General features: G+C 66.7%; 5 protein-coding genes. 2 read left to right on the top strand and 3 right to left on the bottom strand.

Annotated features, from left to right (window positions below; translation table 11 throughout):
- Positions 1-154: 154 nt before the first annotated feature.
- Genes ACZ46K_RS10160 through ACZ46K_RS10150 form a run of 3 tightly spaced genes read right to left on the bottom strand, consistent with a single transcriptional unit; the run spans position 155 to position 4,451 of the window.
- Positions 155-1,255 (bottom strand): saccharopine dehydrogenase NADP-binding domain-containing protein, encoded by a 1,101-nt coding sequence (locus tag ACZ46K_RS10160; protein ID WP_464748019.1) that lies wholly within the window; start codon positions 1,253-1,255, stop codon positions 155-157.
- Positions 1,252-3,243, bottom strand: a complete 1,992-nt coding sequence (locus tag ACZ46K_RS10155) for a condensation domain-containing protein (protein WP_464748017.1) — start codon at positions 3,241-3,243, stop codon at positions 1,252-1,254. The genes ACZ46K_RS10160 and ACZ46K_RS10155 overlap by 4 nt, the downstream gene beginning before the upstream one ends.
- The gene (locus ACZ46K_RS10150; RefSeq protein WP_054810192.1) at positions 3,240-4,451 is read right to left on the bottom strand and encodes a class I SAM-dependent methyltransferase; all 1,212 of its coding nucleotides are present in this window, start codon (positions 4,449-4,451) and stop codon (positions 3,240-3,242) included. The genes ACZ46K_RS10155 and ACZ46K_RS10150 overlap by 4 nt, the downstream gene beginning before the upstream one ends.
- Before the next feature lie 66 nt (positions 4,452-4,517).
- Here ACZ46K_RS10150 and ACZ46K_RS10145 point away from each other — a divergent pair, with 66 nt between their 5' ends.
- Together ACZ46K_RS10145 and ACZ46K_RS10140 are read left to right on the top strand one after the other, a co-directional pair.
- On the top strand, positions 4,518-8,459 hold the full coding sequence (locus ACZ46K_RS10145) for an amino acid adenylation domain-containing protein (protein ID WP_464748015.1): 3,942 nt from the start codon (positions 4,518-4,520) through the stop codon (positions 8,457-8,459).
- On the top strand, positions 8,456-14,977 hold the full coding sequence (locus ACZ46K_RS10140) for an SDR family NAD(P)-dependent oxidoreductase (RefSeq protein ID WP_464748013.1): 6,522 nt from the start codon (positions 8,456-8,458) through the stop codon (positions 14,975-14,977). The genes ACZ46K_RS10145 and ACZ46K_RS10140 overlap by 4 nt, the downstream gene beginning before the upstream one ends.
- Positions 14,978-14,990: the final 13 nt, after the last annotated feature.

Here is a 14,990-nt window from a genome sequence, read left to right as displayed (position 1 = left end):
GGGCGGCTCCCCCGCCACCCTGCTATGGATGACATCCACCGGCTTGATGGTGCCGAGGTCCGGATCGAGCAGGTGCACCGACAACGAGTGCACCTGCTCGACTGTGGAGAAGACGTTGTGCAGGGGCGGAATACACCGCGACCCGGCGCGAAACTCACACCACCAGCAACTCGTGAACCAATGGATCGTCTCGGAGCCGCTCGACCGTATAGGTGGGGTCGAGCGCTTCGGCGGCCAGATGGACACCTGGCGGAACCCGTCCGTCCAGGATGTGCTCGGTAGCGAGGGCAACCACCGCCCCACTGAGACCGTACGAATCCTCGGCGCGCAGAACCACCCGGGTGGTGCCTCGAGGATGCCCCGGCGCGGGCCGGCCCGTGAACAGCATGACGTAGAACGACCCGAATTCGTCTTCGTCGGCGATGGTCGCGTCGACGATCGACGGTATGAACGGCGCGAGTTCGGTGTGATCCGGGGAAGCCGACAGCTGTGCCCACGCGTGCGTCATCGCGAGGGTGAGGCGGTCGGAAGCGAAGACGTTGTACGCACGCACCTCGGCGACCCCCGGTAGCCCGCCCAGTGACTGCGCTTCGGTCGTCAGATACGGCCACGCATGCACCGGACGAGGAAAACCGGGAAGCGAGACATCGCGAAGCGGCGGCGCCGAATTGGAGGCGATCTGCCCGTCCCGCATCGAGGCCATCGACTCGCCGAAGCGCTCTCCGCGGGTCAGGAGTCCATCGGCCGCAGACAACTCCGTGAACCGAGCCACCCCACCGACATACGTTTCCAGTCGGCGCAGCGGCCGGTCCTGCGCGATCAAGCGCGGCAACAGACCGGACAGGCCCGGCATCGCACCCGCAGAGAAAATCGCAGTCCGACCACGCGCAGTGTCCGCAGCTCGGAGCGCATCGGCGGCAGGAAGCTCCCCACCGATATCGACATAGTCGGCACCGACGGAGAAGGCGGTCCGCGCAACCGAATCCAGCACGAGGTAAGACGGTCCGGCACAGTTCACCACGATGCTGCAGCCGCAGCAGAACTCTTCGAGATTCGCTTCGTCCGCCAGGTCCAACCGGACCGGCTCGGCTTCCCCCGCACATTCCGCGGCGACGGCCGCTGCGGTATCAAGGTTGCGGCCACCGATGCGTAGCGATCCGAGCCCGGCTGCGGACATTCGCAACGCCGCCGTGCGGCCCACCGTCCCGGAGCCACCGATCAATCCGATCACCGGGACCGCATCGCCGCCGCTCACTGAATGACCCCCAATCGCAGCCGAACCGCCGAGGCGGCACCCGCGACGGTGGGGTCGTCGAGGAAATCTCGAATGGCAATGGTCGCACCGGTTTCCTTGGCCAGCAACGCCACCACACGAACGGCCAGCATCGAGTCTCCGCCGAGGGCGAAGAAGTTGCCGCCGCGATCGAGCACCGGAACGTCGAGAAACTCCTCGAACACCTCACACACGGTGTATTCGAGATCGTCGACGGGCGGGCCACTGTGCTCGTTGACAGGAGGATCGGGAAGCAGACCCAACCGCATCCGGTCGTCTGAGACAGGGGCACCGGCGCGGGGAAGATTCGGGACGGCTTCCCATCCTCTGCCTGCGGCAAGTTCATGAACGGTGGAGACGAACTCTTCGAAGGCCACCGCCACTTCCGCTTCGTCGAAGATTTCGTCGACCAGCGAGAACACGGTCACCACTTCGTCCCCGAGCTCGAAGCAACGCACTTCGAGAGCGACCTGCGGAGTGCGGAGCTGATGAAAATAGTCCGCGATGTCGACCGTTCCCAGCGGCCCGGCATCCGTCGAAGCCGTCCCGCCCATCGCAGCATCCACTCCCAACACACTCTGGAAGACGATCGGCGCCGGCGGTCGCCGGCTGCCCCGCCTCCGTGCGAGCTCGCGGCCCGCTTCGACACCGGAGACGAGATTGTGCGACGTGTATTCACTCGACACCGACTGCACAGAGGCCGCCAACTCGGCGAAACTCGCATCGGGGTCCAGTTCGAGTGGGATGAGCATCGTGGCTGCAAACGCCCCGACCACACGGTGCACGTCGGGATGCAGCGGTAAACGGTTGAGCTGCAGGGCATTGAGCAGCAGATCCGAATGCCCGGCCCAGCGCGCCAGCACCGTACCGAAGGCTGTGAGCATGACTGTCGACGCGGTGACATCGCGTGCGGTGCACTGAGTTCGCAGTGCCGCCCATTCGTCGGCCGAGAACCGCGCCTCGCGGTTGCCCATGGTGACCGGGCGGACGGACTTGGGGTCGGCGACCAGCGGGAGCGCCGGCGGGGCCGGCAGGTCATCGAGACGATCCCACCACCACTCACGGTCTGCCAACCATGCTTCGGTGCGACTGAGTCCGGACAGTGAGGAAACATAGTCACCGAAGTCGATGGACAGCGGCACGAGCGTCGCGTTCCAGTCTGCGGCGTACGCCAGCAGGTCGCGGTTCATCGCACCCGACGACCATCCGTCGAAGGTCAACAGACTCATGCCGAGGTGCAGGCGCCCGCGACCACCGGGCAGCAACGTCAAGCGCACGTCGATGCCCGGCCCGGTGATCGGGTCGGGGCCGTGTTCGCTCATGTCCCGGCGCACATCCGCCAGCGTCGATTCGATCTCCCGCTCGTCACGATCGCGCAGGTCGTACAGCGTCACCTGAGGCAGAGCGGAAGGGTCCGACTCCGCGAGCACATATTGGCGACCGTCCGGCGTCACTCGCGCCCGTAACGTCGGCTGGTGACGCGCCAGACGCTCCAACGCGTCGGTCAGTGCGTCCTCGGCATCGTCGCTCTCCATCCCGTCGAGCGCATAGTCGAGGTAGTAGTGAGCCGACCCGTAGGACAGCTCCCAACCGTCCTGCTGCCCGACGAAGTACCCCTGTTGCAGCGGCAGGAGTGGAAACGTCGAGTGAGGATCGTCGCGGCGCGCGATCTCGATGTTCCACGCACGGGCAGGCTCGTCCGTGCTTCGTCGCTCGACCAACTCGACGAGTTGACCGAGCGTCGTCTCCACGCGAACATCGGAGAGCTCGAGCGCGATGTCGAGACGCTTGCGAATCAATGCCGACATGCGGACCGTGAGCACGGAGTCACCGCCGAGTCGCAGGAAACTGGCGTCGTCGACGACATCCGCCGGCTGCAGATCGAGCAGCTCCGCCCAGATCTCGGTGAGCACGTGCCGGATGTCCTCCGTGCCCGGTGCTGCTGGAACGCTGTCTACTTGGGCAATCATCTGTCGTGTGTCTCCGCGTGAGTCGTAGGGGTATCGGGCCGGGCAGCGACGAGGAGCCGCTGCGAGAATGCTTCGAGCGGATGGCCGTTGCGGGGAAGGTCGACGCACGGCCGAAGCCCGGCGCGCACCATCGCTGCAGTCCATTCGTGAGCGGTGAGGTAGGTGCGATGCGAACCGGCCCGGACATCGGTGCGGGCCGGCGGGCCGGAACCGTCCGGCATCGACAGCGCAAAGGGCATCGTCGTCAACGATTGGGCATGCTCGACGATCGTCTCGATCAGCACCACAACACCGCCCGGCGCAAGCAGGACGCCGACCTCACGTAGCAGCGCGTCGACGTCGATGCTGTTGTGCGCCATCGTCGCGGCGAGCACGACGTCGTAGCCGTCGTGCTCTGCGCCTCCGAGTTGGTCGGCGAGGGGCGCGGTGATGTCCACCGTCGCGAAGCTCATCTTGTGCACCCACGGTTCGTCGGCGAACCGCTCGCGCGCTGTGCGCAGGAAGTGGGACGAGAGATCGGTGAAGACATAGTGCTTCACGTTCCCGTCCCCGAGCGTGCCCAGGATGTGTTCCGACGTGGCGCCCACCCCCGCCCCCAATTCGAGGATGCGCAGCGGCGCCGCCCGGATGCGCGCGAGGTCGGCGACAACGGAAGCAGCAGCCGCATTGAGGTAGCGGCTGATGACATTGGTGCCGTACACCTCGAGCGCTGCCGTCGCGTCGCCGTCCGGGTAGAGGATCGACTGCACACTCACGCGTCCTTGCAGCAGGTCGGCGGCGTGTCGGAGCGAGCCGAGGAGGAGCGTGGGAAGCGACGCCGCATAGCCCAGTCGTGCACACGCCTCGATCATCCGGTCGCGCGCGGCGGTCAGATCCGTTCGTCGAGGTCGCTCGACCAATCGAACACGGCCGTCTCCGAGCGCCTCCACCATGCCCGCGGCGACGAGATCGTTCAGCCAGCGCTCGACTACCCACCGGTGTTCGGGCGAGGCACTCATTCGGTGTGCAAGGGCCCGCGGCTCATCGCCGCCTACGGCCGCGATGTCGGTGGTGCGGACCAGTAGGTCTGCGAGGCCGACGAGAACGAGCCGATCGAGCGCGTCGACGTCCTCGGCGCACTGCGTGGTCGACCATCCCTCGATCGCTGCGAGACCGTTCTCGTCGGCTCTGCTTCCGAGACGGGCATCCGATTCGATAACGGTAATCATTATCATCTAGAGTAACAGACCAACCGCTCGATCCCGCCACCTCCAACTGCAGAAGGGACGCCCCTCATGCCGTCGCCCGAGAAGCACCCCGTCACGGATCACCGAACCGAGGAGCCGATCGACGTCGTTCTCGAAGCGCTCGGTGACATCGTGGAGACGCCACCCGACGCCATCGATCCGACCTCGGTGCTCACCGCACTGGGAATCGACTCCTACACCGCAGTACGACTGCGCCGCAGACTGTTCGAAGACACCGATGTCGATCTGGAGTTGACGGAATTCCTGGGGGAGGCGACGGCCATGGGCATCGCGCAGCGCATCGGCCGGACCAGACGCGACGCCGACCCAGCACCGGTATCCACCCCGCAGGCAGCATCCGAGACCGAGACACGACCGACCGACGGCTCCTTCGAGCTCGGCGCGGTCCAGCAGGCATATCTCGTCGGCCGTGAACCGGCCTTTCCGCTCGGCGGCGTAGCCACGTATTACTACTACGAATACGACCGGGCCGCCGACGACCCGCATGCGGATCTACGCACACTCGAACATGCCTGGAACGCAGTGGTTCAGCGACATCCGATGCTGAGATTCGTCGTCGACGCCGACGCGCGGGGTGTTGTCCGGGATTCCGTGGACAGATACAGCTTCGAGGTCACCGATCTGACGCAGGCGTCGCCCGACGCGTGCGCGGATGCACTCGACGAGCTTCGCCGCACGAATTCGCATCGCGTACTTCCGGTCGACACCGGACCGCTGTACGACATCCGCGCGGCGCTGCTTCCCGGCGGAGTCACGCGCCTGTTCGTCGGTTTCGACATTCTCGCCCTCGACATGGCCGGATGGATCACGCTCATGCGCGAGTGGGGCGCCCGGGTAGGGGGCCGGTCCGACTTCCCGCCACTGGGCGCGTCGTTTCCGGAGATCGTCCGAGCCCGGAAGGCGGATCCCGACCAGAGTCGCCGTCGCGCAGCAGACCGCGAGTACTGGGCCACCCGAGCACCCGAGCTGCCCGGCGGCCCGAACCTACCGTGGCTGGCAGCACCCCACAGCCTCGGCCTCCCCCGGTTCACTCGCTGTTCGACCGAATTGGATTCCAGCGCCTGGGATTCACTTCGACGTGCATCCGCCTCGCGTGGACTGACACCGACCGCAGTGTTGCTGGCGAGCTTCGCCATGACGCTTCGATGCTGGGGAGCAACCGAGAAGTTCGCACTCAACACCACGCTCTTCGACCGCGAACACCCGGACGTTGAACAGACCACGGCGGAGTCGATCGGCGACTTCACCACCACTGTGCTGGTCGAGATGCCGTTGGCCGACGACTGCGATTTCGCGACGTTCGCGTCCGCCGTCAATCACCGATTCTGGTCGGATATGGGTCACCGAACCGTGTCCGGGGTGGAGGTTCTCCGACTCGGCCCCGCGCGCGCGTCCACGCCCGCCCCGGGCGCCGACTCGGCACAGTTGCCCGGCCCCAGCCACCCGGTGGTCTTCACCAGTGGACTGGGCCTGTCGGACGGGAACGACTCCCCCACTGCATGGCTGGGATCCGAAGTCTTCGGCGTCTCGCAGACCCCTCAGGTGTTGCTCGATCACATCGTGCGCGACGACGGTGGCCGACTGCGCATCGCATGGGACACCGTCGACGGAGCGCTCGATCCCCACTTCGTGCGATCGATGGCCGATGCCCATACGCGACTTCTCGGGCGGTTGGCCGAGGACGACGCAGCCTGGACGGAGCGCGCCCTCGCGCACGATCCCAGCTTCCATCCGGACCAGCCGGTCACGGTGAATGCATTCGAGTCCACGGGCCCGCTGCTGACCGATCCGTTCATTGCCCGCGCCGATGATTCCTCCCCGGCCGTCTTCTCGGGCACCACCGCGTATTCCGCAGAATCGCTCCGCTGTCGTGCCGCAGACATTGCCCGATCCCTCGCCGCGCGCGGAATCGGCCCCGGCGACACCGTCGCGGTCAGTGCCGAGAAGAGCCCGGCGCAGATCATCGCAGTGCTCGGTGTCGCCGCGAGCGGCGCCGCCTATGTCCCGGTGGAACCGAACTGGCCCGCCGAGCGCGTCGCCAGCGTCATCCGTCAGGCAGACATCGCGCACGCTCTGGTGGCCGCGGACGTCGACCGAAGCCGATGGCCGGCAGCCGTCGACGTCCTCGCCTTCGATGCGGCCGGCAAGATCGACGACGACTCTCCGGATCTCGACCGCGCCGTTCCTCGCCGACCGGATCCGGGCGATCTCGCGTACGTCATCTTCACCTCCGGATCCACCGGAGAACCGAAGGGCGTGGCTGTCGAACATCGCGCGGTCAGAACGACACTCGACGACCTGATGGGCCGCTATCCACTCACGTCGGATGATCGCGTGCTCGGCCTGTCCGCCTTCAGCTTCGATCTGTCGGTGTTCGACATCTTCTCGGTGCTCGGTGCCGGCGGGTCCCTGGTTCTACCCGACAGCGCGCGCCTGCGCGACCCCGGGCATTGGATGGACGTGATGTCGCGGCACCGTGTCACGCTGTGGAACACGGCGCCGGCGCTGCTCGAGATGCTCGTCGAGTACGCCGAGATCGAACAGGAACGTGCCCGACGCGCCTTGTCGTCCCTGCGACTCGTCTTCCTGTCCGGCGACTACATTCCGACCACGCTTCCCGATCGCCTGCGGGCTCTCGCGCCGAGTGCCACCATCGTGAGCCTCGGTGGTGCCACGGAGGCCGCGATCTGGTCGATCTTTCACCCGATCGGCGAGGTCGATCCGGAATGGACGACGATCCCGTACGGGCGGGCACTCGGCGGTCAGAGCTTTCACATTCTCGACGACGGTGTGCCCTGCACGGTCGGACAGGCCGGTGAGCTGTACATCGGCGGCGGCGGTCTTGCGCGTGAGTACATCGGTAATCCGGAACAGACGTCGGCGAGGTTCGTCGTGCACGCCGCGACCGGCCGACGCCTCTACCGCACCGGCGATCTCGGCAGGTGGCGCACCGACGGTTCCATCGAGTTCCTCGGCCGCGTCGACCGCCAGGTCAAGATCGCCGGACATCGCATCGAGCTCGGTGAGATCGACTCGACACTCGAGCGGTTGCCGCAGGTACGTGCCGCCGTCGCCTCGGCGGTGCCCGGACCCGACGACCGCCCGCGTCTGATCTGTTTCGTCGTCGCCTCGGTAACCGGTGAAGCTGCGACCGACGCAGATCTCGTTGCTGCTCTGCAGACCCATCTCCCGCCCTACATGATCCCCAGTCGATTCGTACGGCTTCCGTCCTTGCCGGTCACGCCGAACGGCAAGGTCGACCACCGCGCGTTGCCCAATCCTTTTCGGCGCGAACAGGATTCGGAAGCGTCCGCCGACAAGGGACAGCACACCGAGATTCCTGTGGGCGGCCCTGATGACGACACGGCCCTCGATGTGGTCGCCGATGCGCTGGCGCGCGGTCTCGAACTGCGCATCACGGTCGCGGCAGGTGCCCTGGGACCACGGGAATCTCTCGACGCCGCCGTCCGATGGGCCGATCGGACCGTTCGCCAGCTCGGTGATTCGGTGGCCGTCGACGAGGTGCATGCAGCGAGTGGGCTACTCGAGCTGCGTATCAAGGCGATCGAACCAGTGGCTCCTGCGCCGTCAGCACTCGAGCCGGTCGAGAGTCCGGGGCGCCTCGTCGACCCGGCGATCGAAACTCTCGTGACCGATATCTTCAGCGAACTCCTCGGCGAGAAGATCGATGCCTCCACGCCGTTCTTCGACGTGGGCGCGACGTCGTTGACGCTGGTGCTCGCCCACCGCCGATTGAGCACAGCCGTCGCCTCCGACGACTTCACGGTGATCGACCTGTTCGCCAATCCCACCGTCGCATCGCTCGCCGCCTTCCTCTCCGAGAACGCGCACGCCGGCACTCGTGCCGCACCCCCACCGGCCGAACACACCTCGAGGCTGCCCAGCGCATCGCACGGCCGCGCGGCCCGGCTCGCCGCCCGCATACATGCCGTGGAGGCCGTCCGATGACGGGCGGAATCGCCGTCGTCGGATTGTCGACACGGTTCCCCGGTGCGCCGTCCGTCGACCAGTACTGGTCGCTGATTCGTGACGGTCGCAGCGGACTCACGCGCCTGACCACCGACGAGCTCCTCGCCGCGGGTGTTCCGCCGTCGCTGGTCCGGGATCGCAACTACGTGCCGGTCGCGGGGATCATCGAGGGTCAGTCCCACTTCGACCCCGCAGCTTGGGGATTCACCGATGCGGAGGCGTGCGCCCTCGATCCTCAACACCGCATGTTGATGGAGTGTGCCTGGCTTGCGCTCGAAGACAGCGGACACGGGCACGGTCGCGGCGGTGGAGCCGTCGGCGTCTTCGTCGGGTCCGCGCAGAGCGGCTACCTGGCACACAACCTCGCCGGTCGATGGGATACGACGGGCGGTGGCCGCGATCCGCTGGGCAGCATGCAGACCGCGATCGCCACGCAGCCGGACTATCTGCCCCTGCAGATTGCCTACCGCCTCGGATTGACCGGCCCGGCCATCGCCGTATCGACCAGCTGCTCGACGTCTCTCGTCGCGATCCATCTCGCGGCGCAGTCGCTCCTCTCCGGAGAGTGCGACACCGCTCTCGCAGGTGGAGTGTCGGCCATCGTTCCTCAGGGACGCGGATATCTTCATGTCGAGGGCGGGGTGTTCTCGCGGGATGGCGAGATCGCGCCGTTCGGGGCCCGGGGGTCGGGCATCGTCTACAGCCAGGGCGCCGGTGCCGTCGTCCTGCGCAGACTCGAGGATGCGGTTTCCTCCAGCGACCCGATTCTCGCGGTACTGCGCGGGTCCGCGGTCAACAACGACGGCACCGACAAGGCCGGGTTCACAGCCCCCTCCGTGCGCGGCCAGGCCCGCGTCGTGGCCGAAGCGCTCGCCGTTGCCGAGGCAGATCCGTCGGACATCGGCCTGATCGAAGCGCACGGGACGGCGACGCGGCTCGGCGACCCGATCGAGATCGCGGCCCTGCGCGCCGTGTTCGGACGGGGCGGTCCGCCATGGTGTGGTCTCGGATCGGTGAAAGGCAATATCGGCCACACCAATTCCGCTGCCGGTATCGCCTCGTTCGCCAAGACGGTCCTCGCGATCCATCATCGGACACTGCCGATGTCACTCGGGTCCGATGCCGTAGCGCAGGAACTGCGGCTCTCGGATTCGCCGTTCGAATTGCTCGGCAAGACCCGGGACTGGGATACGGCCCCGCTGGCCGGTGTCAGCTCTTTCGGGATCGGCGGCACCAACGCCCATGTCGTGCTCGGCCCCGCACCGGGAAAGCCACCTCGTCCGAACGTATTCGAGCGTCCCGTGCTGTTGATCTCCTCGGGCGCCACAACCGATGGAGCACGCGCCACCGCCGATGCGATCGCCGATTTCGCACAGGAGGCGTCGCCGGTCGATCTGGCACACACGCTCGCAACGGGTCGCGCGGCCCTGCCACATCGGACGGCTGCGGTGCTCGACCCGGCTGCTCCGCACGCGCGTCCGGCATTCCCGGAGCCCGTCTCGGCGCGCACACGGGCTCCCTCGGTGATCTTCGCGTTTCCGGGCGCCGGTGGTCACTACCGAGGCATGGGGGCAGACCTCTACCGTGACGAACCGGTGTTCCGTGCCGCAGTCGACGAGATCGCCGACCTGCTCTTCCTCCGTATCGGCGTCGACATCCGCGACATCTTCGATCGTAATGACACCTCCGGCCGCATCCGCGATGTCGCCTTCGCTGTACCAGCACTGTTCGCGATCTCTCTCGGTACTGCGCGTCTACTGCAGTCCTGGGGGCTGACCCCGACCGCACTACTCGGTCACAGCCTCGGTGAATGCACCGCCGCAGCGTTCACCGGTGCACTGACATTGGATGACGCCTGCACACTCGTCGCCGCGCGTTGCACTGCTGCCGCGCAATCCGCAGGCGTCGGCGGGATGATGTCCGTCGCCCTCTCCGAGCACGAACTCCGCGGCATACTGCCCGACCTCCCGGGAATCGACCTGGCGGCCGTGAACGGCCCGAACTCCTGTGTCATCGCCGGTGCCCATGACGCATTGCACTCCGCCGACGAGCTTCTGACGGATCGGGGCGCCGACGTCGGTCTGTTGCGCCTCGATGCCGCGATGCACTCGCGGCATGTCGAGGCAGCGCTGGGTGAAGTCGAACGCGCGGTGCGCTCGTTCGGCACCACGACCCGAGAGCCGAGTACCAGCACGGTGTTCAGCACGGTCACCGGCGACGCCGTCGACGCCGCCACACTGCGCGCACCGTCGCACTGGATCGACCAGTTGCGCAGTCCGGTGCAGTTCTCCCGCGCGCTCACTGCTGCGGTCACTGCCGCGCACGGCAATGTGGTGGTGGTCGAGGTCGGGCCGGGCTCGTCGCTGACGGGTCTGGCGCTGTCTCATGGTTTCGACAATGCCGCTGTTGTGGTGCCGACGATGAGCAGGGACGAATCCGAGTCCGTCACGATCCGCTCAGCGGTCGGCCGGCTCTGGTCGGTGGGAGTGCCCGTCGACGTCACGGCAGTATCCGGCGGCACCGGTCCCGTCGGGGACCACCACAGCCCAGCTCGGCCGATACGCGCGCCCGGCTATCGGTTCGATCGCAGACACCTGTGGATCGAACCGTCGGACGCCACATCCGGATCTTCCGCCGCATTCGACGACCCACTGCAGATACCGCTGTGGCGACAGCTACCGCCCGCCTCAATCTCGAAAACGCCGCACGGCACCTGGGCGATCCTGGACAGTTCCCCTGCAGCACAATCACTTCGCAACAAGTTTGCAGAGCTGGGGGTGCTCGTCACCGAACCCGAGGACAACCCGACCGAGTTGCACGGGGTCGTCACCTTGGCGCACGCCCACGACGGACCGGTCGATGCCGTCACCTCGTTCTCGCAAGCAGCCGGACACCTCGTTCCCCACGTGGTGGACGGTGGGCTCTGGGTATCGGTGACCTACAACGGGTCGGACCCCGCCCACAGCGGCACGGTCGATCCGGTAGCCGCGGCGGTGCGGGCACTACCCCGGGTACTGGGTCAGGAATCGCCCGGTTTGCGTTGGGCAGCAGTCGATCTCGACATCGACATCGCGCACGAGGAAGGCGCTGACGTTGTCCTGAGTGAAATCAGGGACGCACTCGGACGCTCTGACACTCAGCCCGCCCCACAGGTCACCGTGCGTGCAGGGACCCGGTGGACGAGCGGCACCACGTCGTGGTCTGCCGCCGAACCGGCCGCTGGGGTACAGCCCCGAACTCGGGCCTTGATCGTCGGCGGAACCGGGGCGGTCGGTCGGCTGTTGAGCCGACATCTGTCGCAACGCGGCTACGACGTGGTGGTCACCTCACGGCGAGAACCCACGAACACCGAGTCCACGCCGGTGCGTCACGTCGTCAGCAATGCCACAGACGCCGACGACTTCGCAGCAGTGGTGGCCTCCCTCGACGCGGAGGGTCACCCGATCGGGCTGATCATCCACGCTGCAGGGGTGGCCGCCACCGTTGCTCCCGTCACGCTCACTGCCTATGTGCACGAGGCAGCCCGCGCTCACATCGATGCCAAATTGACCGTGGCGCGCAACATCCACCTCGCGGTATCGGCATTGGCCGAAGACCGGCGCCCCGCTTCGATTCTGTGCATGTCGTCGGCCACCGGGATGCTCGGCGGAGTCGGAATGGGCCCGTACGCCGCGTCGAACACGGCAATGGACGCGTACGCCGCGTCGGTGTCGGGTCACCTCACCCGCTGGGTCAGCATCGTGTGGGACGGCTGGCAGACGATGCTCGACGAGTCGGATTCGGGTTCTGGGTCGGCCACCGTGATGTCGGGTGCGCTCGATGCCGCCACCGGCCTGAGCGCCTTCGACCGGATCCTCGATCTCGCAGGCTCCGGCCGTTGCCCCACCGTCGTCGCAGTCGGTACTTCGAGCCTCGATGTGCGTTCCCGTGCAGCCTCGATCCCCAGACCACGAGCGGTGGCCGACGCGGCACCGTCGGATCTCACCGCCACTCAACAGTCGGTGGCCGAGATCTGGTCGACGCTGTTCGGCACCACTGTGACCGACCCCGATGCCGACTTCTTCGCGCTCGGCGGACATTCACTGCTGGGCACCAGGATGCTCGACATCGTGCGGCAGCGTTTCGGCGTCGAACTCGGTCTCCGCGACCTCCTGACAGCTGCGACGCTGACGGAATTCTCGGGGCACATCGATGCTGCACAAGTACCCGCGCCACGCAATGCCCCGAACGGCCTTACAGGCACGGTTCCGTCGCTGTCGGAGGCCCTGCGAGCCGACGGAACGTTCGACATGACGCGGGTGCAGCACGCGTACTGGATCGGACGCGACGGAGGATACGAGTGGGGCGACATCCCGTGCCACTTCTACCTCGAATACGACTGTGTCGATCTGGATCTGGAGCGCTATCGGAAGGCGCTCGATGCGGTCGTCGACCGCCATCCCCTGCTGCGCAGTGTTGCGACACCCGACGGACGGCTACGGACGCTCGATTCCGTCCCGTCGTACCGCATCAGAACCCGAGATCTCTCCCGCGCCGACGACGAGACCAAGTCGCGCATCCTCGCGGAGATCAGGCAACGGGTCGCCGAGAAGCCCGGCCCTCCCGATCGCTGGCCTCTCGTGCAGATCTCCGCCGCGATCGTCGAACCGAACCGGGTCCGGTTGTTCATCGGCGTCGACGTCCTGATCTGTGACGCCGCGAGCTGGTGGATCATCGAATCCGAACTGAAGACCTTGTACAACGACCCCGATACCCCGCTTCCCACGCTCGAACTTCATCCCGCACAGTGCTCGTCGGCAATGGCACTGCGGCGACGAGGACCGGGAGGGGCCGAGGCCGAGCGCTACTGGCTGACCCGCGCAGACACCGTTCCCGGGCCACCGGAGCTGCCGATCCGCGCGGCACTCGATCGAAGTCCTCGGTTCGTTCGGCGGGCCACCGCGCTGAGCGCCGATCGGTGGAGTCGATTCGTCACCGAATGCCGACGCCACCGCATCACACCGACGGCAGCGCTGCTCACGGTCTACACCGATTCGCTGCGGGCATGGTCGGCGACGCCGCATTTCTCGGTCGTTCTGACGTTGTTCGACCGCCCGCCCGTCCACCCCGACGTCAACAAGGTGGTCGGCGACTTCACGTCGCTGATCCTGCACGAGTCGGACGCCCTCACCGGCTCGTCGTTCGTCGACCGCGCACAGGCCACCCAACGCACGATGTTCGACGATCTCGATCATCGTGAATATTCGGCACTCGAGCTTCTGGCCGAACAATCCACCCGTTCCGGTGAGCGGCGCTCGGTACCTGTCGTGTTCACCGGCGCACTCGGTGTGCACGACATGGTCGACGATTCGGGCTCCCTCGAATGGGTCGGCGCGCAGGTCCATGCCGTCGGTCAGACACCGCAGACGTGGCTCGATCATCAGGTGCTCGAGCAGGACGGCGAACTGCGATTGCAATGGGACGTGCTGGACGGGCTGTTCCCGGACGACGAGCTGGATCGAGTGGTGGCCCGGCACACCGAGGTGGTGACGTGCCTCGCCGAGGACGGCGGCGCGTGGACGCAGGTGGGTACCACCTGCGACCTGCCGGCGATCGATCCCGCCGACGTCCTCGTCCCACTGCGAGGTGCAGCATCGGATCGGGCAGAATCTCCCACGCTGTTCCTTATCCATCCCTCGGGCGGAGACGTGCTCTGCTACGCCGAGTTGTCGCGGCGGCTGGTCACCGACGTCGCGGTCGTGGCACTCACCGACCCCCAGCTCACCGCCGATACCCCGGGCGCGGACTCGATACCGGCCATCGCCGCGCAGTATCTGTCGGCGATCCGGAGTAGGTATTCGACTCCGTCTGCGGGATGGCTGCTCGGCGGCTGGTCCATGGGCGGCTCAGTAGCGCAGGAGATTGCACGGCAACTGCACGAGGACGGCGAGCACACTGCGCTGATAGTCATGCTCGACTCCAACGACCCGACCTACATCACCCCGATCCCCGGCACGCCCACACAACATGAGACCGAGGTCGCGCGGCGCCAACTGGGTGCGCTGGAGGCGTTCCTCGATATCGATCTCGATATCGGCGAGACCGCATGGAACGAGATCGCGAACCTGGACGCCGACACGAGAAGCACCGTGATCGCCGAGAAACTGCGCAGCCGTCGGCTGCTCGGCCCCCGCGACGACGGACGTTCACGCCTCGAGGTATTCGGCCGTCATCTCGACGCTCTCGCACGTCACCAGCCGCGCCTGCTCTCCGGTTCGGCCACCGAGACCGTGCTCGTCCGGTGCACACAACTCGCCCCGAACAATTCGGGGATCGGTATGGGCATCGACGACACCCCCGCCGAGCACGCGGCCGATCTCGGCTGGTCACGTCACCTGGCCGGACCACTGACCGTCGTCGACGCCGACGCCCATCATTACTCGATCCTTCGACCTCCCGCCCTGGACACCGTGGTCGACCAGCTCGATCGTGCTCTCAGCAGAATCCTTCCCCACTGATGCCCTCTACCCG

This window comes from Rhodococcus sp. JCM 9793 (assembly GCF_055380405.1).
The sequence above is the reverse complement of the archived record's forward strand: the minus strand, read 5'-3'. Positions and strand labels throughout refer to the sequence as shown.